This is a genomic window from Thermococcus sp. (assembly GCF_027063845.1).
Classification (GTDB): domain Archaea; phylum Methanobacteriota_B; class Thermococci; order Thermococcales; family Thermococcaceae; genus Thermococcus.
Map to the genome: position 1 here is coordinate 12,977 of NZ_JAMOQU010000007.1, position 21,338 is coordinate 34,314.

25 protein-coding genes are annotated in these 21,338 nt (G+C 55.4%); 6 read left to right on the top strand and 19 right to left on the bottom strand.

Annotation, left to right across the window (positions count from 1 at the left end; genetic code table 11):
* The first annotated feature begins 34 nt into the window (after window positions 1-34).
* The gene (locus MVO87_RS00380; protein WP_297516026.1) at window positions 35-757 is read left to right on the top strand and encodes a cytochrome c biogenesis protein CcdA; all 723 of its coding nucleotides are present in this window, start codon (window positions 35-37) and stop codon (window positions 755-757) included.
* On the opposite strand, the gene MVO87_RS00385 is transcribed toward MVO87_RS00380, so the two are convergent.
* The gene (locus MVO87_RS00385) at window positions 754-1,215 is read right to left on the bottom strand and encodes an Lrp/AsnC family transcriptional regulator (RefSeq protein ID WP_297516023.1); all 462 of its coding nucleotides are present in this window, start codon (window positions 1,213-1,215) and stop codon (window positions 754-756) included. The two genes, MVO87_RS00380 and MVO87_RS00385, sit on opposite strands and share 4 nt — an antisense overlap.
* A 115-nt stretch (window positions 1,216-1,330) precedes the next feature.
* On the opposite strand from MVO87_RS00385, the gene MVO87_RS00390 reads away from it, so the two are divergent.
* Together MVO87_RS00390 and MVO87_RS00395 are read left to right on the top strand one after the other, a co-directional pair.
* The gene (locus MVO87_RS00390) at window positions 1,331-2,668 is read left to right on the top strand and encodes a leucine/methionine racemase (RefSeq protein WP_297516020.1); all 1,338 of its coding nucleotides are present in this window, start codon (window positions 1,331-1,333) and stop codon (window positions 2,666-2,668) included.
* A 76-nt stretch (window positions 2,669-2,744) separates the two neighbouring features.
* Entirely contained in the window at window positions 2,745-4,043 is a 1,299-nt protein-coding gene (locus tag MVO87_RS00395) for a uracil-xanthine permease family protein (RefSeq protein WP_297516017.1), read from the top strand.
* Between the two features lie 18 nt (window positions 4,044-4,061).
* Here MVO87_RS00395 and nuoI read toward each other — a convergent pair whose 3' ends face one another.
* The 14 genes from nuoI to trpY form a co-directional block, all read right to left on the bottom strand.
* The gene (gene nuoI, locus MVO87_RS00400) at window positions 4,062-4,739 is read right to left on the bottom strand and encodes an NADH-quinone oxidoreductase subunit NuoI (RefSeq protein WP_297551823.1); all 678 of its coding nucleotides are present in this window, start codon (window positions 4,737-4,739) and stop codon (window positions 4,062-4,064) included.
* A gap of 5 nt (window positions 4,740-4,744) precedes the next feature.
* Entirely contained in the window at window positions 4,745-5,929 is a 1,185-nt protein-coding gene (locus tag MVO87_RS00405) for an NADH-quinone oxidoreductase subunit D (protein WP_297516270.1), read from the bottom strand.
* Window positions 5,930-5,942: 13 nt separating this feature from the next.
* Window positions 5,943-6,518: an NADH-quinone oxidoreductase subunit C gene (locus MVO87_RS00410; RefSeq protein ID WP_297516267.1), complete on the bottom strand. Its 576-nt coding sequence runs from the start codon at window positions 6,516-6,518 to the stop codon at window positions 5,943-5,945.
* Complete coding sequence (locus MVO87_RS00415; RefSeq protein WP_297516264.1) at window positions 6,509-7,099, bottom strand: NuoB/complex I 20 kDa subunit family protein; 591 nt, start codon at window positions 7,097-7,099, stop codon at window positions 6,509-6,511. Before MVO87_RS00415 ends, MVO87_RS00410 begins: the two co-directional genes overlap by 10 nt.
* A 10-nt stretch (window positions 7,100-7,109) precedes the next feature.
* Window positions 7,110-8,003: a respiratory chain complex I subunit 1 family protein gene (locus MVO87_RS00420; RefSeq protein ID WP_297516261.1), complete on the bottom strand. Its 894-nt coding sequence runs from the start codon at window positions 8,001-8,003 to the stop codon at window positions 7,110-7,112.
* The gene (locus MVO87_RS00425; RefSeq protein WP_297551811.1) at window positions 8,004-9,851 is read right to left on the bottom strand and encodes a proton-conducting transporter transmembrane domain-containing protein; all 1,848 of its coding nucleotides are present in this window, start codon (window positions 9,849-9,851) and stop codon (window positions 8,004-8,006) included.
* Complete coding sequence (locus MVO87_RS00430) at window positions 9,848-11,335, bottom strand: proton-conducting transporter transmembrane domain-containing protein (protein WP_297551813.1); 1,488 nt, start codon at window positions 11,333-11,335, stop codon at window positions 9,848-9,850. The genes MVO87_RS00425 and MVO87_RS00430 overlap by 4 nt, the downstream gene beginning before the upstream one ends.
* On the bottom strand, window positions 11,332-11,688 hold the full coding sequence (locus MVO87_RS00435; protein ID WP_297515200.1) for an NADH-quinone oxidoreductase subunit K: 357 nt from the start codon (window positions 11,686-11,688) through the stop codon (window positions 11,332-11,334). Before MVO87_RS00435 ends, MVO87_RS00430 begins: the two co-directional genes overlap by 4 nt.
* Window positions 11,685-12,401: a Na(+)/H(+) antiporter subunit B gene (gene mbhE / locus MVO87_RS00440; protein ID WP_297515203.1), complete on the bottom strand. Its 717-nt coding sequence runs from the start codon at window positions 12,399-12,401 to the stop codon at window positions 11,685-11,687. Before mbhE ends, MVO87_RS00435 begins: the two co-directional genes overlap by 4 nt.
* On the bottom strand, window positions 12,395-12,679 hold the full coding sequence (locus tag MVO87_RS00445) for a DUF4040 domain-containing protein (protein WP_297515206.1): 285 nt from the start codon (window positions 12,677-12,679) through the stop codon (window positions 12,395-12,397). The genes mbhE and MVO87_RS00445 overlap by 7 nt, the downstream gene beginning before the upstream one ends.
* A complete protein-coding gene (mnhG, locus tag MVO87_RS00450) occupies window positions 12,676-13,083 on the bottom strand; it encodes a monovalent cation/H(+) antiporter subunit G (RefSeq protein WP_297515209.1) in 408 nt (135 codons plus the stop codon). Before mnhG ends, MVO87_RS00445 begins: the two co-directional genes overlap by 4 nt.
* Window positions 13,080-13,334: a monovalent cation/H+ antiporter complex subunit F gene (locus MVO87_RS00455; protein ID WP_297515212.1), complete on the bottom strand. Its 255-nt coding sequence runs from the start codon at window positions 13,332-13,334 to the stop codon at window positions 13,080-13,082. The genes mnhG and MVO87_RS00455 overlap by 4 nt, the downstream gene beginning before the upstream one ends.
* On the bottom strand, window positions 13,331-13,864 hold the full coding sequence (locus MVO87_RS00460) for a Na+/H+ antiporter subunit E (protein WP_297515215.1): 534 nt from the start codon (window positions 13,862-13,864) through the stop codon (window positions 13,331-13,333). The genes MVO87_RS00455 and MVO87_RS00460 overlap by 4 nt, the downstream gene beginning before the upstream one ends.
* A 220-nt stretch (window positions 13,865-14,084) precedes the next feature.
* Window positions 14,085-14,585, bottom strand: coding sequence for a TrpY family transcription regulator (trpY, locus tag MVO87_RS00465; RefSeq protein ID WP_042689379.1), 501 nt, complete (start codon window positions 14,583-14,585; stop codon window positions 14,085-14,087).
* A gap of 156 nt (window positions 14,586-14,741) precedes the next feature.
* Between trpY and MVO87_RS00470 the strand changes: the two genes are divergently transcribed.
* Together MVO87_RS00470 and MVO87_RS00475 are read left to right on the top strand one after the other, a co-directional pair.
* Window positions 14,742-16,001, top strand: coding sequence for a radical SAM protein (locus MVO87_RS00470; protein WP_297515220.1), 1,260 nt, complete (start codon window positions 14,742-14,744; stop codon window positions 15,999-16,001).
* Window positions 16,002-16,037: 36 nt separating this feature from the next.
* The gene (locus MVO87_RS00475) at window positions 16,038-16,721 is read left to right on the top strand and encodes a hypothetical protein (protein WP_297515223.1); all 684 of its coding nucleotides are present in this window, start codon (window positions 16,038-16,040) and stop codon (window positions 16,719-16,721) included.
* Here MVO87_RS00475 and wecB read toward each other — a convergent pair.
* Window positions 16,707-17,840 carry a non-hydrolyzing UDP-N-acetylglucosamine 2-epimerase gene (gene wecB / locus MVO87_RS00480; RefSeq protein ID WP_297551815.1) on the bottom strand — a complete coding sequence of 378 codons (1,134 nt, stop codon included), beginning with the start codon at window positions 17,838-17,840 and terminating at the stop codon, window positions 16,707-16,709. The two genes, MVO87_RS00475 and wecB, sit on opposite strands and share 15 nt — an antisense overlap.
* Complete coding sequence (locus tag MVO87_RS00485; protein ID WP_297516439.1) at window positions 17,837-19,108, bottom strand: UDP-N-acetyl-D-mannosamine dehydrogenase; 1,272 nt, start codon at window positions 19,106-19,108, stop codon at window positions 17,837-17,839. Before MVO87_RS00485 ends, wecB begins: the two co-directional genes overlap by 4 nt.
* Window positions 19,109-19,401: 293 nt before the next feature.
* Here MVO87_RS00485 and MVO87_RS00490 point away from each other — a divergent pair, with 293 nt between their 5' ends.
* Entirely contained in the window at window positions 19,402-20,502 is a 1,101-nt protein-coding gene (locus tag MVO87_RS00490; RefSeq protein WP_297551824.1) for a DUF354 domain-containing protein, read from the top strand.
* Here the strand turns inward: MVO87_RS00490 and MVO87_RS00495 are convergent.
* Both MVO87_RS00495 and lplB read right to left on the bottom strand, forming a co-directional pair.
* Window positions 20,449-20,994, bottom strand: coding sequence for a stage II sporulation protein M (locus tag MVO87_RS00495; RefSeq protein WP_297551817.1), 546 nt, complete (start codon window positions 20,992-20,994; stop codon window positions 20,449-20,451). The two genes, MVO87_RS00490 and MVO87_RS00495, sit on opposite strands and share 54 nt — an antisense overlap.
* A gap of 5 nt (window positions 20,995-20,999) precedes the next feature.
* On the bottom strand, window positions 21,000-21,278 hold the full coding sequence (gene lplB, locus MVO87_RS00500) for a lipoate-protein ligase small subunit (RefSeq protein ID WP_062372084.1): 279 nt from the start codon (window positions 21,276-21,278) through the stop codon (window positions 21,000-21,002).
* Window positions 21,279-21,338 lie beyond the last annotated feature (60 nt).

Below are 21,338 nucleotides of genomic sequence, written 5' to 3' on the forward strand. Positions count from 1 at the left end.
AAGGATGAAAAGTCTTTCTTGATTACTTTTGCCCATGAAGAGCGAAATCAAGGCCCTCGCGATAATCCTGCTGGCTTCCTTTGGGTTAAGCGCCGTCGTTCTCTACCTCCTGGGCATTCCAGAGTTTATCCCCAAGTTCTACGCCCTGGCAATGAGCGACTCGATAAACCCCTGCACCTTCGTGATTTACACTATGCTCCTCATTGCGATATCTGTAAGGGAAGTGTCGCGGAAGAGACTCTACATCATAGGCTCGGCCTTTATCCTGGCCGTTTACGTCTCGTACTACCTCCTCGGCGTTGGCCTGCTCTTCCTCGGGCAGTACATTCCCCTGTGGCTCGCGGGAATCTTTGCGATGGGCTTCGGAATCTACACAATGGTCACAGGGATAATGGAGCGCTCGAGGATAGGCGACAAGGGGAAGATAAGGAGGAAGATATTCAGCGCCGACGCGACCTTCGCCGGTTCGTTTGCCCTCGGCGTTGTGGTCTCAACGACGCTCCTCCCCTGTTCCGCCGGCAGTTACCTCGTCTACGCGACGATAATAGCGCACGGGAGCAGGGCCCTCGCGTTCTTCCTCCTGGCCCTCTACAACGTCATCTTCGTGCTTCCCCTCGTCGTAATCCTCCTCGCCATGGGGAGCGTGAGCGAGAGCAAGCGCTTCTCCCAGGCGATGGTCAGGCACAGCATGGAGCTCTCCGTCATCGCCGGACTTTTGCTCATCGCGATAGGCATCTGGGTGCTCTTAGGAACCTAAAATACCCTTGCATATCCCCATTTCTTGACGCTCGTGAGGATTGAAGTTTCCGTGCTCTTTATCCCCTCTATCCTGCCGAGCTTTTCAACGAGGAAGTTCTCAAGTTCCTGCAAATCCCTCACGGTTACCTGCATTAGTATGTCGTGGGCCCCGGTCGCTATGCCCAGGACGTCTACCTCTGGCAACTCCTTTAACTTTTCCACGGCTTCTTTTATCTTGCTCGGTTCCACATCAACGGCTATGAACGCTACGACGGAGTAGCCCGCCTTGAATGGGTTTATGAGGGCGACGAACTTCCTTATGACTCCCCTCTCAACGAGCTTTTTAACCCTGAGCCTGACCGTTGATTCGGGCACCTTAAGCCTTCTTGCTATCTCTGAGTAACTGGCCCTTCCGTCCTCCTGCAGGATGTGGAGTATCGCCCTGTCGAGTTCGTCAAGTCGTTCAATCTCAGCCATTTTGGCCCATCAATTTTGAATTTTTGGGAGGTTATTTTTAAAGTTTTCTGCTAATTTCGCAAAAATTAACCGAAATTCCTATTAATTTCAAACGCATATGGTTAACGGTGGTTCCATGTTGCCCCCAAAAGATGAGGTTATCCTGGGCTACTCCCGCTACATCTCGCGCGCATCCCACGTTACCTACGCCCCAATAGTGCCTTACAAGGCCCAAAACGCCCTCGTCTGGGACGTGGAGGGAAGGGAGTACATAGACTTCCTGAGCGATGCGGCCGTTCAAAACGTTGGGCACAACAACCCGAGGGTCGTTGAAGCCGTCAAAAGAACCGCCGAGAGGTTGCTTCACTTCACCTTTATCTACGGCTTCCCCGTCGAGCCGTACCTTCTGGCCAAAAAGCTGAGCGAACTTGCCCCCGTTGAGAACGCGAAGGTTGCCTTTGGCCTCAGTGGGAGCGATGCGAATGATGGCGCCATAAAGTTCGCGAGGGCCTACACTGGGAGGAGGGCGGTAATCGGCTACCTCAGGAGCTACTACGGTTCCACCTACGGGGCAATGAGCGTTACTGGCCTTGACTTTGAGGTTCGCTCCAAGGTCGGCCAGCTCAGCGACGTCCACTTCATCCCCTACCCCAACTGCTACCGCTGTCCCTTCGGGAAAGAACCTGGGAAGTGCCGTATGGAATGCCTTGAGTACCTCAGGGAGAAGTTCGAGGGCGAGGTTCACGCTGAGGGGGTAGCCCTCCTCTTAGCTGAGCCGATACAGGGCGACGCAGGGATGGTGGTTCCCCCCGAGGGCTACTTCAGGAAGCTCAAAAGGCTCCTCGACGAACACGGCATTCTCCTCGGCGTTGATGAAGTCCAGAGCGGTCTTGGGAGAACAGGTAAGTGGTTCGCCATCGAGCACTTCGGCGTTAAGCCCGACTTAATAACCCTCGCAAAGCCCCTTGGCGGTGGATTGCCTATAAGCGCAATTGTCGGGAGGGCCGAGATAATGGATTCACTGCCCCCTCTTGGCCATGCATTCACCCTCTCGGGAAACCCCGTCGCGAGTGCAGCCGCTTTGGCAGTCATCGAGGAAATCGAGGAGAAAAATCTTCTCCAGAGGGCCGAAAGGCTTGGGAATAAAGCAAAGGAAAGGCTTGAAAGAATGAAGAAGAGGCACGAGCTCATCGGTGACGTCCGCGGACTCGGGTTGATGCTCGGCGTTGACCTCGTAAAGGACAGGGAAACCAAGGAGAGGGCCTACGACGAGGCTAAGAAGGTCGTCTGGAGGGCCTACGAGCTGGGTCTAATAGTGGCCTTCCTTCAGGGCAACGTGCTGAGGATTCAGCCCCCGCTGACGATAGAGGAGGAGCTCCTTGAGGAGGGCCTTGACAGGCTTGAAGAAGCAATTGAGGACGTTGAGGAAGGCAGAGTTCCCGATGAAGTCCTGGAAAAGGTGCAGGGGTGGTGATTGACAAAAGCCTGCTTATTCTCAACTTTTCCGAAAACTTTTTATACAAATACCTACACAGCCTGAGCGGGCTTCAATGGAAAGCCTGGAAAACGCAAGGAAACCCGTTCTTAAAGTGGGAATAGAGGATAGGGTTGAACCTTCCAAGGCTTTGGTTTTTGGCCTTCAGCACGTTCTGGCGATGTTTGGGGCGACAGTGACGGTGCCCCTCGTAGTGGGCGGGGCGATAGGGCTCAGCGGTTCCCAGATAGCAACGATGATACAGGCCGTCCTGCTGGCGATGGGGATAGCGACGCTTCTCCAGACGACGATAGGCTCGCGCTATCCGATAGTCCAGGGTTCGAGCTTTGCCTTCATCCCAGGGCTGATAGCGATTGGCTCAAGCATTGGAATGGCCGCGGTTCAGGGGGCGCTAATCGTCGGCGGGCTGATTGAGGCCCTAATCGGCTGGCTTGGAATAATCGGAAAGGTCAGGAAGCTCTTCACGCCCCTCGTTACTGGGGTTACAATAACCCTCATTGGCTTCAGCCTCGCAGATGTTGCCGTTAATAACTTCTTCAACGCCTATGCTGACCCCTCGGGTGGAACCGTCGAAAAGGCCGTGCTCGTGGGGCTGATAACGTTCCTCACCACAATCTTCGTTGCACTGAGGGGAAGGAGAACAAGGGCAATGCCGGTCGTTGTGGGTGCCCTCGTCGGCTACGCGGTGAGCTTTCCCCTCGGCCTCGTCGACCTAAACCTCGTGGAAAGTCTTCCCGCCATCAGTGTCCCCAGGCCGTTTCCGTGGGGCGAGCCCGTCTTCGATTTAACAGCGATAGTGCTCCTCCTCTTCGCCTTTATGGTGAGCATCATCGAAAGCGTTGGCGACTACCACGCGATAGCGACCGTTACTGGTTCCGAGATAACCGAGGAGAGGATAGCGAGGGGCATAGGTGCTGAAGGCCTCGCCTGCTCGGTAGCCGGTTTCCTCGGGGCCTGCGGAACCACGAGCTATTCAGAGAACATAGGTGTCGTTGCCCTCACCAAGGTCGGAAGCAGGCACGTGGTTCAGGTGGGGGCGGTTATCCTGATTCTCCTCTCGCTCCTCCCGAAGTTCGCGGGCATCTTGGCCTCAATGCCCGCCCCGGTCCTCGGCGGCCTGACGCTGGCTCTCTACGGCATGATAAGCGTCACTGGCCTGAGGCTGATAAAGGAGAAGGTCGAGTTCAATGACAGGAACACGCTGATTCTCGCGGCCGCGCTGATAGCAGGGCTCGGAGCGCCACACCTACCGCCCCAGTTGCTGGAATCCCTTCCAAGACTTGTCTCGAGCATACTCGAGTCGGGAATGGCGGTAGGAGCCCTGACGGCGATAATCCTGGAAAGAATCCTTTAAATGGGAAGAAAAGGGGGCTCAGGCCCCTTCCTTCTTTTCGGCCTGTTTTACGTTTTCCTTCTTCTCAGCTGGCTTAGTTTCCTTCTTTTCAGCGGTCTTCGCAGTTGGCTTGGTGGGCGTGGGCTTCTTGGGGGGCCTTATGCCGTAGCCGAGTATCTTGAACTCTATCGTTGAACCGTCGCGGAGGTGGTAAACGTATGTCCCATCGGCTTTCTTTTCTATCTTCTCAACTGGGAAGCGGTAGTCGCCGAACTTCTCGTTGAGCTCCCTTACTTTATCGGGGTGAATCGGCACCCAGTTGAAGAGTTCAAGGTCTTCCTCGCTACCGCCCGTTGAGAGATAATAGGCTTCCGTGAACCCGAGGGCTCCCGTCGGGCAGACGTCCACACAGAACTGGCAGAAGGTACAGCGACCGTAGTCAACCTTCGGGTGGGGCCTCTTCTCCATCTTGCCGTCCACTTCGAGCCACGTCATCTCTATTGCCCTCGCTGGACATATCTGACCGCAGAAGTTACAGCCCACACACTTCTTCCAGTCGAGGGTGTGGAATCCCCTGTACTTCGGGGCGGGCTCTATCTTCTCGAAGGGTATCTTAATCGTGACTGGTTTTTTGAAGAGGTACTTGATGCCCATCCAGGGCTTGACGAAGGACTTCTTAATCTTGACCTTCTCCTCACCAACGACTCTCGCGGGCATCGTCATCACCTGTCTATGTCGGGCGGGCAGTTGTCGAGGGTCTTCAATATGACGGGCACATCGGCAAGGCGGGCCCCCTTAAGGAGCTCCTCAAGTACCGTAACTCCGTGGCTCTGGCTCGGACCGCGGAAGTGGACGCGATAGGGCTTGTGGGTGCCGTTGCTCACCATGTAAACACCGAAGTCGCCCTTGGTGCTCTCGACGTGGGCGTAGGCGTCTCCAGCGGGAACCTTGAACCTCGGGAGGTTCTTGAGCTTGGGGTCCTGCACCATGTAGGGTCCGCTCGGGGGCCCCATGTCGAGGAGCTGTTCGAGTATGTAGAGGTCCTGCTCAATCTCGTACCTTCTCACGAGGACGCGCGCGAGGCTGTCGCCCTCTTTCAGGACTGGAACCTCAAAGTCGAGCTCGGGGTAGAGGTAGTAGGGGTCGTCTTTCCTGACGTCGTAGGGAACTCCCACTGCCCTAAGGTTCGGTCCTGTCACAGCGTGCTTGAGGGCAAAGCGCTTGTCCATGACGCCGACTCCCTCGGTCCTCTCGAACATTATGTAGTTGTCAAAGAGTATCTCGTCGAAGTCCTTGAGCTTGGACTTGATGTACTCGACGGTGTCCCTCAACTGCCTCAGCCACCTATCGCCAGGTATGTCCCTCCTGACGCCTCCAGGGACGGTGTAGATGTGGTAGACCCTTCCTCCCGTCAGCTCTTCAAAGAGGCGCATGAGCCTCTCACGGTAGGCAGCGGCCCACTGGCCAGCCGTGTAAAGACCTATCTCGTTTCCAAAGCCCATTATCCAGAACATCCACGCTGAAAGCCTGGCCATCTCGAGCACTGTCGTCCTAATCCATATCGCCCTCTCAGGGACTTCCCAGCCCATTATCTCATCAACGGCCATTGAGTAAATGTTCTCGGGAACGTCGCTCTCGGGAACGCAGATACGAAGGATTAGGGCTATGTTGGTGAAGTAAGGCCTCTGTTCGGCGAGCTTCTCAAAACCCCTGTGCAGGAATCCTGGGTTGACTATGGCCCTCTCTATCCTGTTGCCGTCCATCTTCAGGATTATGCTGAAGTTCTCGGTGGCCATGTGCTGTGGGCCGAAGAACAGCTCGTAGGTGTCCTTTGATATCGGAGTGAGGTACATGTCGTGCTTTCTTGCCTCCTCCCTAAGCTCCTTTGGAACCTCCAAATTTGCCATGAGCATCACCACCTCATATCACGTAGTTGGTCTTACTCTCATCGTACCTGTCGAAGTCCTCACCGTAGATTGTCTTGACGTAGCTCAGCGTGTTGAAGTCCTTCCTGAGCGGGTGCTTCTCGTACTCCCTCGGCTCGAGGATGAACGGCCCAAGCCTCGGGTTGCCCTCGAAGACTATCCCGAAGAACTCGTGGGCTTCTCTCTCGTAGGTCTCTGCAACGGGCCAGATGTCCATGACCGTCGGAAGCTTCGCGTTTTCCCTTGGAACCCTTGTTTTCACGAAGGCGTGAACGCTCTCACTGACGCTCCAGAGCTGGTAAACGAGCTCAAACTCATTCTCCTTGAGCCAGTCAACAACGCTTATCTGCATGAGCATCTCAAACGTCTCGCTCGCCAGCTCAAGGAACTCGTGTATCCTCTCGGCAGGGACTCTGAACTCTATCCTCTTCTCGCGCCTGACGCTTCCCTCAGCGTAGGGGGCCTTCTCGAGGAGCTCTCTAACGAGGTTGCCCTCCTTGGTGTTCGGGAGCTCGGGCTTCTTCTCCTCAGCCTTCTCCACGGTTTCGACCTTGTTATCGTTCACAGCCATGCCAACCACCTCTTTGCGTCTTTCTCACGCCATCCCTCACCGAAGAGCTCGTCCTGGTTTTTCCTGTACCACTCGTAGTTCTCCCTATACCTTTTCCATCCATCGGCTTCTCCGTTCTCAATTTTCCTTATGATGTCCATGATTCCCTGCATGACGGCTTCGGCCCTCGGCATACAGCCCGCTATGGCCACGTCGATGGGAATGTACTTGTCGAGCTGCTTAACCACGTTGTAGGAGTCCCAGTAAACACCGCCGTTTATAGGGCAGGAGCCGTGGGCAAGGACGTACTTTGGGTCCTGCATCATCTCGTAGGTTATGATTATCCTCTTGAGGGTCTTCGGGGTGACGTAGCCCGTGATGAGGAACAGGTCACCCATCCTCGGGGCAGGGTTGGGCATTATTCCAAAGCGCTCGAAGTCGTAGCGGGCTGTCGCTAAGGGGGGCATCTCTATACCGCCGCAACCGGTACAGAACGCCACTATCCAGAGGCTCTTCTTTCTCGCCCACCTGAAGAGGGGCTCGAAGAGCTTGAACTCCTTGAGCTCGTAGCTTATGAACTCGTCATTTTTTCTCTCGCTCATCCACACCACCTCACATAGTCAGGAGCACGGCTATTATTCCGATTATCGTCGGCCACTTCCAGAAGAACTTCGCGGCCTGGTCGATGGTGAAGCGCGGGTAGATGCTGGCGACGAATATCGCTATGAAGAGCACCGCTATCTGCTTGACGAGGAGCTCAAGCAGGTTACTCGCTCCGCCGAGGAAGAGGACGGCGAAGAACGCCGTCTCGGCGAAGAGCTGAACCGCATGCTGGGTGAAGAGCAGTGCCGCGTGTTTGCCCCCGTACTCGACCATCGGACCCATTGAGATTTCCGCGGGTGCGGAGACTATATCGAACGGCTCGAGGCCGAGCAATGCCTGGAAGACTATGTCAAAGACGATGAACGCTAAAAGCAACGCTGGAACCGTTATGCTCCACCCGTGAACCTGCTGGAGGGCCACGATGTTGCTCAGCTTGAAAGTTCCCCAGTGCTGGATTAGCGCTATCAGCGCAAGACCGTACGGCAACTGCATGGCCACCATAGTGAGCAGACCACGCTGGACACCGAGGGCTGAGTAGGGGTTGCCCGAGCTCATGGCACCGAGCATTATTCCGAGCATCGGCACCTCGAGGAGGTAGGCGACAACTATCAGGTCGGCGTTGCTACTGAAGAGCTGGAAGTTGGCGATGGGTATGAACAGGAGCGCCGTTATGCTCGCCCCGAGGGCAAAGACTGGCCCAAAGTCGTAGATGAGGCCGTGGCTTACGCTCTCCTTCTTCCCGAGGAGCTTGAGGGTATCTATGATTGGCTGGTATATCGGGGGCCCTATGCGCCTCTGGATTCTCGCCATTGCCTTTCTCTCGATGCCCATGAATATGAAGCCCATGAAGGTGGCGTAGATTACCATTCCGATTGCCTCAAGCGCTAACTTCCAGTCGAACATTCACAACACCCCCCACAGTGCCAGGATTAGGAGCACTACCGCCAGATACCAGGCGTAGCTCTGGACGTTTCCGTTGTAGAAGCCTTCCCTCAGGAAGTCAGCGAAGTCCTCGGCGATTCCAGCGAGGCGCTCGTAAAAGCGGTCCCAGCTGTACTTGAGCCAGAAGTCAAGGGCTTCAGCAAGGGGCCGGTAGAAGTTCCTCCTCATGCTGAGGTTGTAGTCCTCGGTAACGGGGTTACCCGACTGGTAGGTGTTCGTGACGGGTATTCTTCTCGTCTTTGCCCCGTAGATGAATATGAGTCCTGCTATCGCGAGGCCGAAGACGAGGAGCACGGCAACGAGGAGGGCGTTGTAGGTTCCAGTTGGTGTTACGAGCTTGTAGTAATTTCCTCCGACGGGGTTTCCGAGGAACTTTCCGAGGTACTCTGTGACGAGGCCTGGTGCAACTCCAAAGACGATGTTCGGAATCGCGAGTATCGCCATGCCTATGAGGAGCGGAAGCGGTGCCTCCTTAACGTCCTCAAGGTCGCTCGGCCTCTGGCCGAACCACACCGCGTAGAGGAACCTCACGACGTAGGCGAAGGCCAGGGCGCTTCCGAGGAATATCGCGCCTGCAACGAGGGGCATGTGTGCGCTTATGGCAGCTTCGTAGATGAGCCACTTGCTCGCGAAGCCCGCCATCGGCGGAATTCCTGCGAGGCTGAGGACCGCTATGAGTGACATGGCAAAGGTTATCGGCATCTTCTCGGCTAAGCCACCGAAGTCCTCAAACCTGGTCTTACCCGTCCTTAGCACGAGCGCCGCGACGACGAGCCAGAACAGGCCCTTGAAGACCGCGTGGCTGAGGACGTGGAAGAGCGCTCCCGTGAAGCCGAGCGGCGTTCCTATGCCAAGGCCCAGGAGTATGTAGCCGACCTGGCTGACGGAGGAGTAGGCGAAGAGCTTCCTTATGTCCTCCTGGAGCACCGCGAGGAAGCCTGCGACGACGACGGTTATGGCTCCAAGCCAGGCTATGATGTACGAGAACACCATATGGTTGTGCCAGATTCCGAGGGCGGCGACGAGCTTGGCTCCCATCAAGATGTAGAGGAGCAAGAATCCGTAGGCTCCCGCCTTGCTCAAAGCCCCGCTGAAGAATGCTGTATAGCTCTGGTCAACCTCGCTGTAGGCACCGGGCGCCCAGACGTGGAGCGGAACGGCACCTGCCTTGACGCCGAAGGCCGTCAGGAAGAGCAGGAACACGAGGGCGGTGAGGCTCTTGCTTATGCTCCCGAGCATTGCGTCCATGTAGAGGGCCTGTCTGATTGTTCCGAAATCGAGCGCGCCGATTTTCGCGTAGAGGATTCCAATCGCTATGAGCATCGCGTAGGCACCGATGACGCTGAGCACGAAGTACTTGAGGGACTCGTGCCTGCTCCTCTTGAGCACCATCATGAAGCTCGCGAAGGTCATGAGCTCCCAGAACAGGAAGAAGCCCACGAAGTCCCCGCTGAGGAAGACGCCAAGGACGCCAGTGTAGCTCATGAGTGCGAAGAGCCACTCGTAGGAGCTCCTTGAAGTGCTGACCATTCCGAAGGCCATCGCAACGCCGATGAGCGAAGCGATAGTCGCAAAATACCAGCTTATCGTGTTGAGCTGGAAGATTAACTTGAACCCACCAACGGTTATGGTTTGAGTTACCACCTCAGGGTTGCTACCCGCTATCGTTGAGTAGTACTTGGCGAGTACCCCAAGGGGAACGAGGGTACCGAGTACTCCAACGGCCTCGCGTATTCCCCTGACGTCAAGGGCCCAGGCTATGAAGCCAGCCACCAGAGGTGCGAAGAGCATTATCATGAGCTCGTTCATGCTCCCACCCCCATCAGCGGGACGTTCTTAATGTACTGGGCGACGTTGAAGATGTCGCTTCCAGCCTTCTGGGAGACGCTCCAGAGGTAGTTCGGGTAGATTCCAATGGCAACCACGAGTATCACCAGGGCGACCACTATGGCCACGAGCGGGATGCTCTCTGAAATCCTCTCGCCCTCTCCCTCAAACCAGATGGCGTGAATCAGCCTGAAGTAATAGACCGCCTCGACCACACTGGCCGCGAGGACGAGGAAGGCCGCCCAGGTGTAGCCCGCTTCAACAGTGGCGAGGATTATCCTGAGCTTGCTCCAGAAGATGTTGAACAGCGGTATTCCTACCGCCGCCATCGCCCCGACCGTTATTCCGAAGGCGGTAACGGGCATCTTCCTGCCGAGCCCATGGAAGTTCTCAATGTCTGCCCCTCCGAGTTGTACAGCAACGTAGCCAACTCCGAGGAACAGGAGAGCCTTGATTATGGCGTGGTTTATCATCTGGAACACTCCAGCGTCAACGCCCGCCTGGGTTCCCAAGGCAAAGGCAAGGGCTATGAGTCCAACCTGGCTGATTGACGAGTAAGCTATCATCCTCTTGACGTTCCTCTGTCTCAGAGCGGAGAACTCTGCCACAACAACGGTGAGGGTGGCCATGACCACGAGGAGCTTGAGGACGTTGTGCCAGGTTCCGACCGAGCTCATGAGGTAGAGTATCCTCGCCATCGCGTAGAGGCCTGCCTTGACGACGAAGGCCGAGAACATGGCCGTTATCGGGTGCGGTGCCGCTTGATAGGCATCGGGCGCCCAGGCGTTGAGCGGGAAGAGCTCCGCTTCGACGGCCAGGCCGAAGACTATGAGAGCCAGTCCGACCTGGGCAACGGTCGGGTCGATGTTGCCCGCGAGCTGGGCTATCTGGGCCATGTTGAGCGTTCCGGTGGCGCCGTAGATTAGCGCGACGCCGATTAGGAAGAAGCTTGAGCCGATTCCTCCGAGAATCATGTACTTGAGCGATGCTTCAGCAGCTTCACCCGTCTTGTTGTAGGCCGTTAGAGCATAGGCGGTTATGGAAGTTATCTCCATGAAGACGAAGAGGTTAAAGATGTCTCCCGTCGCTATCATTCCCGTGGCTCCGAGCATCAGCAGGAGGAACAGCATGGCGTACTTGTCTATGGGTTCAACGTCGATTGCCTTGAAGTTGAACACTGCCATGAGGAAGCTCGCTATAGCCACTATGAGCACGAAGAGCGCCGCGAAGTGGCCAATGTAAAGGTTGATTCCAATCGGTGGCCTCCAGCCGCCTGCCATGACGATTATCGGCTTTCCAGTTGAGTAAACCTGCTGGAAGACCCACGCCGCTATTCCCGTCTGTATCGCGGTGATTATCAGCACGTAGGTCTTTATTGCCTTCTTTCCAAGCCCCTTAATCAGGGGGACGAAGAAGGCACCGAGGAGAGGTAACGCTATGAGGAGTGAGGCGTACTGCCCGTTCATCCTCTCAACCTCCTTATCTCCTCAACGTTCAGCGTTCCATAATGTTTGTAAAGGACTATCGCGGCACTAAGGGTCATGGCCGTTGTGGCAACGCCTATGACTATCGCCGTCAGAACGAGCGCCTGCGGAATCGGGTCAACGGCCTGGTTGGGCTCTATTCCCTCGCTCAGAATCGGCGCGCTCTTCCCCGAGATGTAGCCTATGCTTATGAGGAGCAGGTTGACACCAGTTTCCATAATGCTGAGCCCGATGAGCATCTTGAGGATGTTCTTCTTGACGAGGACTGCGTAGAGGCCTATGAGTATGAGCGAGATTGCACCGAAGTAGAAGGCGCTGATGTTCGGAACGCTCATTCTTTCACCCCCTCTTTTAGCATGTTGTCGATGATTCCACTGAGCTCGGTGCCAACCTTGAGACCTATCAGGATGTATATTATCGGGATGAATCCGCCACTGAAGAGCCTGCCGATGTTGTCGTGTCCCCAGCCCCAGGTCTGCCATATCCAGTCGAAGAGGAAGTAACCGCCTATCGCGAGGCCAATGAGACCGACGATGACGTAGCCCATCCCAACGAGTCCCTCGGTCTTCTCAAAGGCCTTGTGGGGAATCTCGTACATAGTGAATGCCATGTAGAGCAGCAGGAAGGCCGTAGCTATGGTCGCTCCTCCCGGGAAACCTCCACCTGGGGTGAGGTGTCCGTGGATGAAGATGTAGGCGCCGAAGAGCATCACGAAGGGCACGAGAAGCCTGGTTCCTGTTGTGAGAACTATTGAGCCCTCTGTCTTCGCGGTTCTCCTCTTCTTCCTCTCCCAGAGAAGCGCTCCAACACCTGTGGAGGCTATGAAGAGGACTGTGACCTCACCGAGGGTATCAAAACCACGGTAGTTGACGACAATGGCAGTTACCGCGTTGACGGCTCCCGTCTGTTCCTTGACGTGGTCGAGGTAGTAATGGCCGACGAGCATCTTGTCCTGGCCAAAGGGTACTCCAGCGAGCCCCTGGGCGAGCCAGTACCCGATGATAAGCAGGGTAATTATCGCGAGACTCCTCTTCAGTACGCTCACCATCTTATCCACCACCCTGGTCTCTCTTCTTCCTCTGTCTCAAAGCGCTGGGTTCTCTTTATGGCAAAGATTAGTATGGCACCGCTGAGCGCGGCCCCTATGGCCGCTTCGGTCATTGCAACGTCTGGCGCCTGAAGAATCAGGAACAGTATTGAGGCGAACAGACTGACAGCGGCCATTCCAACGGCGGCCGCTAGAAGGTCACGCCACTCGACGGCGAATACTGCCGAGAGAATCATGACACCGATGATGATATAGTCGATACAGGTTACGCAGTTCATTCGCTCACCCCCTCAGATGTCTCGGAGGTCTCACCCTCAGCCTCTTCAGCCTGCGCCTTGCTCGCAAGGTGTTCCCCATACTTGTCAACGACACTACCGTGCCAGAGAGGAATCCCGCGCTTGTATGCGGCCCTTATCAATGCGTGGGCGCTTATTGGGTTGGTGAGCAACAGGAATCCCGCGACCGCTACCGTCTGCACTATCCACGCTGGAGAATAGCCCTTCCCAATGGCCCAGATTCCAACGCCCACTATGACGCCCAGCGAACCGAGGGTGGCGCTTTTGGTGGACGTCTGCATCCTGTTGTAAACGTCGGGCATCCTTATCAGGCCGAGGGCCGAGAGGAAGTAGAAGAACGTTCCTATGAAGACGAGGACTTCACCGATTATCGCGAGCGCGTTCATAGGCCTCCCTCCAGGTAGCGGGCGAAGGCTATGACTCCACCGAAGGCAAGGAGCGCGTAAACAAAGGCGACGCTGATGTAAATCATCCTGCCGTAGTAGAGCGCGAAGAGCACCATCAGCCCGGTGGTTATGGTCGTCATGATATCGACGGCAACGAGCCTGTCAACGGTCGTCGGTCCCCTGAAGACCCTGTAGGTGCTGAGGAGCGTTGCTATCGCAATCAGGGCGAGATAAATGTTAACCTCTATCATCCGAATATCACCCTCAAGTACTTTTCGAAGGGCCTCGTTATGGCCTCGGAGGCCTTTTCGACGTGCTCAGAATCGTCCTTGGCGTTAAGAACCTCATCTGGAACCCAAATCCAGTGGATGAAGTAGTTATCTCCATCAACGTCGAGGGTTATCGTTCCGGGCGTGAGGGTTATTGAGTTCGCGAGCGAGAGCTTTCCGGTGTCGCTGTTGAGAACCGTCCTGCACTTGACGATTCCAGGCCTTATGGGCCTTGCCGGGTGAAGGACCCTGTAAGCCACGTCGAGGTTGGCCATTATCATGGCCCACAGGAAGTACGGTATGTAGGCTATCGCGTAGGCGACCCTCTTCGGATGAAGGTTTGCAAGTCCTGCTCTGGTGAAGACGTCGTGCGTCAGTGCCGCCACTATTAAAGCTATAACGGCCCCAGTTATCAACTCCTGACTGTCGAGGCTGGCCGTGACGACCAGCCACAGAATAAACAGCACGATAAAAGTGTAGACGAACTTGCTGGCGCGACTTGCTTCTTCCATACTCAACCCTCCAGGCGACACTCATTGGGAGTGACTATCGTTGGTTTTCAACCATAACTTATAAACCTTACCTGAGAAGAAGAAAGGTTCAGAACTTTTGGTTAAAATAGGGGTTTCTAATTTGTCCCATAGTCCGGAAAAGCGTCCACTAGAGTTCATTCTTCGAGAAGAGGTAACAAAATCTTTTTGCAAAATTGATGTAAAAAGCCAAAAAATTCGGTCAGTAGATGGATATCCTCTTGACGCCTTCGAGCTTCGAGAGCTCGTTAATGAGGTCGCCGGGTATGGGCTTCTCGGTTATGATGGTCAGCGTTGCCTCAGGGTAGAGCTCAGGGTCTTCCGCGACGACCTGAACGATGTTGATGTCGCGCTCCGCTATCTTCTGTGCAATCTTGGCGAGTATTCCTATTGCCCTCGGTTCGGGCTCAATCTCGATGACGCCGTAGCCAACGTGCCTGCCGACGTACTTCATATGGACCGTCGGCTCGAGGTTGGTGTATATCTCCTTGAGCTCCGGCACCTTGAGTATCATGGCAACGGTTTCCTTAACGACACGCCTGTCCACGTCGAGGGCCTTGGCTATCTTGGTATAGGGCACCTCGATGTCTCCAGCCTTTATCTTCATGTCCTCTGAGACCTTGAGGCCGTACTTGAGAAGCGTCTTGGCAATTTGTTTTCTGACGGGATACTCATCAAAGTAATGCTCAATCTTCCCCCACATGAGCTACCACCCAGTTCAGTTCACCAGTAGACTCTTTAATCCAATAGTATTAAAATGTTTCCATGCCCGCATGTCTTCAAGGGGGAATTTAAAAGTCTTCCGGACGGATGTTTTGTCCATCAACGGGTTTTTAAACGCACCGTTAAACTCACGACCATGATAGAGCTACGCCTCCCCCACGTGACATTTGAGGATTTGGGAGACACGATACGGCTAATCTGGCGTGAGACCCTTTACGCCGACCTTCCAAAGCGAGAGCTTGAACGGGTCATTCGAAAGAAGTACCGCGTCTCACCTCAAATCACGGCCCGAAACGGTGCGCTAATCATAAACACCGACTACGAGAAAGTTGAAGGCTTCATAGCGCTCTACATCCAGAACAACCTTGGAGCGCTCCTCAGGAACCGCTACACGAAGAGGAAGGTCCTCTACATTCACGAGGCCATGGACGTTCCGCTCCTCGGCTATAACGCCTTCGGTTTAATAGACAGGGGGACAAACCTCATCCAGATAAGGGGCGTCAGCGGGTGCAACCTCAGCTGTATCTTCTGCTCCGTTGATGAGGGGCCGTACTCAAGGACGAGAAAGCTCGACTACGTCGTTGATATTGACTACCTGATGAAATGGTTTGACGAGGTCGCGAGGATAAAGGGGAAGGGTTTGGAGGCACACCTCGACGGTCAGGGTGAACCGCTCATCTACCCCTTCCGCGTCGAGCTCGTTCAGGCGTTGCGGGAGCACCCGAACGTTTCGGTAATCTCCATGCAGAGCAACGGGACGCTTCTCAATGACAAGCTCGTTGAAGAGTTAGCAGAGGCGGGCCTCGATAGGGTGAACCTCTCCATTCACTCCCTCGACCCGGACAAGGCGAAGATGCTCATGGGGATGAAGAGCTACGACCTTGAGCACGTTCTGGAGATGGCGGAGGCGCTCGTGAACGCCGGGATAGATGTCCTCATCGCCCCGGTCATAATCTTCGGAATCAACGATGACGAGGCGGAGGCCTTCATAGAGTTCGCGAGGAAAATCGGTGCCGGAAAACGCTGGCCGGCCCTTGGCTTCCAGAACTACATCCCCTACAAGTTCGGCAGAAATCCAGCTATAGCCAAGACGGTTCCATTCAAGGAGTTCTACGCCTGGCTGAGGAGACTTGAGGAGAAGACCGGAATGAGGCCCCTCGTCCTGAAGCCGAGCCACTTCGGTATGGAGAAGCGCGAGTTCATTCCCCTCGCCTTCCGGCCTGGGGAGGTCGTAAAGGCAGAAGTCGTTCTTCCCGGCAGGATTGAGGGTGAAATGCTCGCGAAGGCCAGGAACAGGCTCATCGAGGTCGTTGGGACGAAGGCGGAAGTCGGGGACAGAATCAAGGTGAGAATCGTGCGGACGAGGCACGGTATCTACATCGGGACCGAGGTTTGAGAAACTTTTTAAAGTAATTTTTCGAATCATTTCTAGGTGAGCTCCATGAGACGCATCCTTTTAGTGTTGGGCATCGTGGTACTGATGGTTCTTTCCATCGTTGGGATTGCAGTTGCCAGCGACTCATACGTGTTATCCAACCTTTCAGGGGCGTTCCAGAGGGACGGACTTACTATCGTGGAACACGACTACAACTGGACCTCAGCCCCGGAGAACCCTAACATCGTATACGTAGCCGTATGGACTCCTAACCCGTACAGGGAATACATTGAGAATGCCCTCGTCAGGGTTGTTGAAAAGCACGGTCTCAAACCCGTCATTGTGGACGATGTCCAAAACTACGACCTCAAGGGAAGGCTCGTGCTCTTTTATGGTCCAGTCGTGGGGTGGGACAACAGGCTCCTTTACAGGGAGGTTTCAATCTCTGGAATCCTCTACTACTCCTACGCGGGCGATGCAAAGTCCGCCGTGGATGCAATAAACAGTGGCCTGGTCTTTTCAGAGACGGAGATTTCACGGTCTTCGGAGAAGTTCTGCGGGGCGGACATGAACCGACTTATGGAGCTCAGGATAGCCAACCAGACATGTGCCGTTGCCTACTGGCTGGGCCTAAAGGCAAAGGTTGGAAAGCTCAAGAGGGCAGACCCGTACGGAATGATTGCCGGCGAAATAGCCTCTCAGCTTGACCAGTTCCTGACGAGCGATTCAAATGAAGCTTGAGCTCCTCACCCTCAGCTCTCCCCTTTCGTAAAGTTTCAGGAGGATTTCCGCTATCCTCTCGCCGGCCCTTCCGTCGCCGAAGGGGTTCGGAGCGTTCGCCATCCCTTCGTAGAACTCCCGGTCTTCCATCAGCCGTTTAAGATAGTCGAGGGCGCGTTCCTTTTCGAGGCCGACCAGCACGTTTCCGCCGGCCTCGACTGTCTCCGGCCTCTCGGTGTTGTAGCGAAGCGTGAGGCACGGCACGCCGAGGATTATGGCCTCCTCCTGTATCCCTCCCGAGTCCGTCATTATCGCGAAAGCGTTCTTTTCGAGCCTGAGGAAGTCGAGGTAGCCGAGCGGCTTGGTGACGGTCAGGTTCTCAATAGCCTCAACCCGTTCCAGGAGCCCGAATTCCTCGAGTCTCTTCCTCGTGCGCGGGTGCATTGGGTATATAGCTCTCATCGGCAGGCTTTCGAGGATTTGGACGAGCCTCTCAAGGTTCTCCCTGCTGTCGGTGTTCTCCGCGCGGTGGGCCGTTACGAGGATGTACTCCTTCGGTTTAAGGTTAAACCTCTCAAGGACGTCGCTCTTCTTCTCAGCCACCTCGGCGTTCTGTAAAACCGCATCAACAATCGTGTTGCCGACGACGTAGACGTTCTCGGTTATCCCCTCGCGTTCGAGGTTTTTCCTCGCCTCCTCGGTCGGCGGAAAGAGAACCTCGCTCGCGTGGTCTGCAAGAATCCTGTTTATCTCCTCAGGCATCGTCCTGTCAAAGCTCCTCAAGCCGGCCTCGACGTGGGCAACGGGAATCTTCAGCTTGACGCTCGCCAAAGCTCCCGCAAGGACCGTGTTAGTGTCGCCCTGAACGAGCGTAACATCTGGCCTCTCGTCCATCAAAACTCTCTCTATTTTTATCATCGCCTTTCCGGTCTGCTCCGCCTGAGTTCCAGAGCCGACTTTGAGGTGGTAGTCTATCGGCGGAAGCTCAAGCTCTTCAAGGAAGACACTGCTCATCTCGTAGTCGTAGTGCTGGCCCGTGTGGATTAGAAGGGGCTCAACGCCCCTCTCAAGGAAGGCCCTTATAACGGGCGCGAGCTTTATTATCTCCGGCCTCGTTCCGAACACAAAAGCTGGCTTCAAAACTCACCCCTCCCGATGCCCTTGAAGAGGAAGCCCCTCGGCGGGGTTTTTACAACGTGCCTGCCGTCGATGAGGATTCTCGTCCGCATGAGCTTCCCAAGGCTTTCCCAGTCGAGGGACTTGAAGGCAGTATGGTCGGTCGCTATTACAACCGCGTCCGCGTTTTCGACGGCCTCCTCAACGCTCCCGCTCGTGCCCGGGACGAAGGGGTCGTATGTTTTAACGGCCTTCACGTCATCCTCTATCTCCCCGATGAAAGCCAGCGCCGGCGAGTTCCTCGTGTCATCGCTGTCGCCCTTGTAGGAGAGTCCGAGGACTGCAACAACGGCATCCCCGGGCGGAACGTTCAGCTCCTTAAGCGCCGAGAAGAGCAAATCCTTCGTGAGGAGGGGCATGGAGTCGTTTATCTCCCTCGCGAGCTTTATGAGCCCGAAGTCCTCTTTGGCCGGCCAGAGGAGGAGGTGCGGGTCCTTCGGGAGGCAGTGACCGCCGACCCCTATCCCAGGGGTGTGGATTCTAACCCTCGGGTGCGTGTTGGCGAGCTCTATGGCCTCGAAGACGTCTATCCCGTACTGGTGAGCGAGAAAGGCGAACTCGTTCGCCAAAGCTATGTTCACGTCCCTGAAGGTGTTCTCCATCAGCTTGACTACCTCACTGACGGTCGAGTTTGTCTTGAACGTCTGCCCCTTGACGAAGGAGCGGTAGAGCTTTTCCGCCATCTCTGCGCTCTCGGGCGTTATTCCGCCGAAGATGCGGGAGTTGTAGACGAGCTCCTTAAAAATCCTGCCAGGCATTACCCTCTCCGGCGCGTGGACCATGTAGAAGTCCTTTCCTGCCCTGAAACCCGTCAGCTCCTCGATGAGCTTCGCCATCCTAATGGTTGTCAGGGGCGGAACGGTGCTTTCTATGACCACCAGCGAGCCCCTTTTCATGGCCTTTGCAACGGTCTTAACGGCGCTCTCAAGGTAGCTGAGGTTCGGCGTTTTGTCCTCCCTCAGGGGGGTTTGAACGCAGATTATGTAGGCGTCTTTCTCCTTTATCTCCTTGGGATTAGACGTTGCCCTGAGGTTGCCACTTTCAACGGCCTTTCTGAGTAGCTCGTCTATCTCGGGCTCGACGATATGGGCTTTCCCCGAGTTTATCTTCTCTACCACTTCTTCCCTTATTTCATAACCTGTGACCTTAAAACCGGCGTTCGCGAACATTATCGCCGTTGGGAGACCTATGTAGCCGAGGCCTATGACTGCTATCTCCTTTATCTCCTCCATCACTTCCACCGGAGCGGGTTGGAACGGCCAGATAAAAGCCTTTTTGAGGTAACGATTTTGAAAGCGTTGGAACCGTTTTGGTGCGCTTATCAAGAACTTCCTTCGCCTGGACACTCTTGTTCACTTAGCCCGGTAGTAGTGGCCCGACGAAAACCTACATCATGGAAAGAAAGCGTTAGAAAGCGTTTTTCATTGAAAGGGGCCGTCTGAAACGTCCGAAAAAACGCTTCTGCAACCGTTTTTTGGAAAGCCTTATATTGGACAAAGCCGTTCACTCATCGGTGGGTGGTAGAATGAAGGTGTGGATTGATATCACGAACGCGCCTCACGTTCACTTTTTCAAGGGTCTCATCAGGGAACTGGAGAAGACTGGCCACGAGGTTCTAATCACGACGAGGGAGTTCGACGGTCTTACCGGAATCCTCGACATGTTCGGTTTCGACTACTACGTGGTTGGAAAGCACGGGGGTTCCACCCTCGAGGGCAAGCTCATCGCGAGCGCCGAGAGGGTTTACAAGCTCAGCCGGCTGGTAATCGAGGAAAAGCCGGATTTGGCGGTTTACAAGCACTCAGTCGAGGCACCGCGCGTTGCCTTCGGCCTCGGGATTCCGAGCATCGGCTTCGTTGATAACGAGACCGCCATAGCCCAAAACAAGCTCATACTCCCATTCACGAAGCTCCTCCTCTTCCCGAAGGCGATAGACGCCTACGAGCTCCTCAAGTGCGGCGCCGACCCCAACGGCATGAAGCCCGTAAACGGCTTCTCGGAACTGGCGCATCTCTACGGCTTCAGGCCCGACAGAAAGGTCCCCAGGGAGCTTGGGTTGAAGAGGAACGGCTACATAGTGATGCGCACCGAGCCGGTTAAGGCCAACTACTTCAACGGGCCCGAGAGGAGCGTCCTCGAGGACGTTATCCCCCTCCTACCCGAGATGCCCATCGTGCTCTTCCCGAGGACGGAGGAGCAGAGGAGGCGCTTTGAGCGCTTTGACAATGTGATAATGCCTGAGAAGCCCGTTGACAGCCTCAGCCTGCTCTACTACGCGAGGCTCATGATAGGTGCCGGTGGGACTATGAACAGGGAGGCGATAGCCCTCGGAACGCCGACAATCTCGACCTACCCCGGAAGGCTCCTCGCGGTCACGAGGTGGCTCGTCGAGCTCGGTGTCAAGTTCCACTCAACTGACCCAACGGAGGTTGCCGAGGTCGCGGAAAGGATGATAGAGGCCAACGGAAGTTACAGGAACTACATAAGGAGCGTTGTCGCGGGCCTTGAGAACCCGATGGACGCGATACTGAGGGAAATAGAAACCTACGAGGAGAGCGGGACCTTCGAGGTCTCAGAGGCCGGCAACCTTCGGGGTTACGTAAGCCTCGATGAGGGCCGCAACTAAGAGCATCCCAACCGTTACCGCGTAGAGCTTCAACGCCTTTTTCATTCCCTCTTTGAAGCCCCCTGCCGGTTCTTCGGCCTCGCGTATGCTCCTGTACCAGAGGATTCCCGCGGTTCCAGCCAAGACGAAGGCTGGGATTTCGACGAGGCCGTGTGGGACGAGCCCGAGGACGATTTTGCTCGCAGGGACGCCTATCTTCACGAAAAACCCTGCAACGATTCCAACAACCAGACCGTTGAAGAGCATCATGACCCAGGGGCCGAGCCCGAAGAAGAGCCCCGAAACGAGGACGAGGAGGGCAACGCCGGCGTTGTGGGTAAAAATTTTGACGAAGTTATCGAAGGGATTTGGCGAGAGCCCGCCGAGCTCGTTTGCGAGTTTGAGCACGTACTCCCCGGCTTTCTCGGTCTGAAGGTATGCGTAGGCAACGCCGAGGACTATTCCAATTCCAAACGTCCCGAGGAGCAGGGAGAAAGTCCTCTTAACGTTCACACCCTTCACCCTTCGAGGGCCTTCTTGAGGGCAATCTTGAAGTCCTCAACGTTCACGTAGGGCATCTCGACATCGAGGCGCATCGCGAAGAACTCGTCAATCAGGCTTTCAAGCTCGTCGATTTTATGTCCTTCCAGCTTCTTCTCGAGGTCGTGGACTGCTTCCTCAGGGTGCATGAAGAAATCTCCTGTAATCTTAACGTGCTCGGCTATGCCGTCCTTCTCGTCGAACTCAATCCTTATGAGGCCCTTTTTCGCTTTGTGCTCACCGACGTGGTGCTTCATACCCATCCCCGTTGTAAGCTCGCGGGAGAACTTTTTAAAGGTTGGGTTAAAGTGGAAGCG

What these genes read in the sequence shown, in the direction of transcription:
- MVO87_RS00435 (WP_297515200.1), bottom strand. Translation starts at nt 11,688, where the DNA reads ATGAGCGTTCCGAACATCAGCGCCTTCTACTTCGGTGCAATCTCGCTC.
- MVO87_RS00380 (WP_297516026.1), top strand. Translation starts at nt 35, where the DNA reads ATGAAGAGCGAAATCAAGGCCCTCGCGATAATCCTGCTGGCTTCCTTT.
- MVO87_RS00410 (WP_297516267.1), bottom strand. Translation starts at nt 6,518, where the DNA reads ATGGCTGTGAACGATAACAAGGTCGAAACCGTGGAGAAGGCTGAGGAG.
- MVO87_RS00470 (WP_297515220.1), top strand. Translation starts at nt 14,742, where the DNA reads ATGATAGAGCTACGCCTCCCCCACGTGACATTTGAGGATTTGGGAGAC.
- MVO87_RS00415 (WP_297516264.1), bottom strand. Translation starts at nt 7,099, where the DNA reads ATGAGCGAGAGAAAAAATGACGAGTTCATAAGCTACGAGCTCAAGGAG.
- mnhG (WP_297515209.1), bottom strand. Translation starts at nt 13,083, where the DNA reads ATGAACGCGCTCGCGATAATCGGTGAAGTCCTCGTCTTCATAGGAACG.
- MVO87_RS00455 (WP_297515212.1), bottom strand. Translation starts at nt 13,334, where the DNA reads ATGATAGAGGTTAACATTTATCTCGCCCTGATTGCGATAGCAACGCTC.
- MVO87_RS00405 (WP_297516270.1), bottom strand. Translation starts at nt 5,929, where the DNA reads ATGGCAAATTTGGAGGTTCCAAAGGAGCTTAGGGAGGAGGCAAGAAAG.
- lplB (WP_062372084.1), bottom strand. Translation starts at nt 21,278, where the DNA reads ATGAAGCACCACGTCGGTGAGCACAAAGCGAAAAAGGGCCTCATAAGG.
- MVO87_RS00425 (WP_297551811.1), bottom strand. Translation starts at nt 9,851, where the DNA reads ATGAACGAGCTCATGATAATGCTCTTCGCACCTCTGGTGGCTGGCTTC.
- MVO87_RS00490 (WP_297551824.1), top strand. Translation starts at nt 19,402, where the DNA reads ATGAAGGTGTGGATTGATATCACGAACGCGCCTCACGTTCACTTTTTC.
- MVO87_RS00390 (WP_297516020.1), top strand. Translation starts at nt 1,331, where the DNA reads ATGTTGCCCCCAAAAGATGAGGTTATCCTGGGCTACTCCCGCTACATC.
- MVO87_RS00485 (WP_297516439.1), bottom strand. Translation starts at nt 19,108, where the DNA reads ATGGAGGAGATAAAGGAGATAGCAGTCATAGGCCTCGGCTACATAGGT.
- MVO87_RS00385 (WP_297516023.1), bottom strand. Translation starts at nt 1,215, where the DNA reads ATGGCTGAGATTGAACGACTTGACGAACTCGACAGGGCGATACTCCAC.
- MVO87_RS00430 (WP_297551813.1), bottom strand. Translation starts at nt 11,335, where the DNA reads ATGAACGGGCAGTACGCCTCACTCCTCATAGCGTTACCTCTCCTCGGT.
- trpY (WP_042689379.1), bottom strand. Translation starts at nt 14,585, where the DNA reads ATGTGGGGGAAGATTGAGCATTACTTTGATGAGTATCCCGTCAGAAAA.
- MVO87_RS00445 (WP_297515206.1), bottom strand. Translation starts at nt 12,679, where the DNA reads ATGAACTGCGTAACCTGTATCGACTATATCATCATCGGTGTCATGATT.
- mbhE (WP_297515203.1), bottom strand. Translation starts at nt 12,401, where the DNA reads ATGGTGAGCGTACTGAAGAGGAGTCTCGCGATAATTACCCTGCTTATC.
- MVO87_RS00420 (WP_297516261.1), bottom strand. Translation starts at nt 8,003, where the DNA reads ATGTTCGACTGGAAGTTAGCGCTTGAGGCAATCGGAATGGTAATCTAC.
- nuoI (WP_297551823.1), bottom strand. Translation starts at nt 4,739, where the DNA reads ATGCCCGCGAGAGTCGTTGGTGAGGAGAAGGTCAAGATTAAGAAGTCC.
- MVO87_RS00460 (WP_297515215.1), bottom strand. Translation starts at nt 13,864, where the DNA reads ATGGAAGAAGCAAGTCGCGCCAGCAAGTTCGTCTACACTTTTATCGTG.
- MVO87_RS00395 (WP_297516017.1), top strand. Translation starts at nt 2,745, where the DNA reads ATGGAAAGCCTGGAAAACGCAAGGAAACCCGTTCTTAAAGTGGGAATA.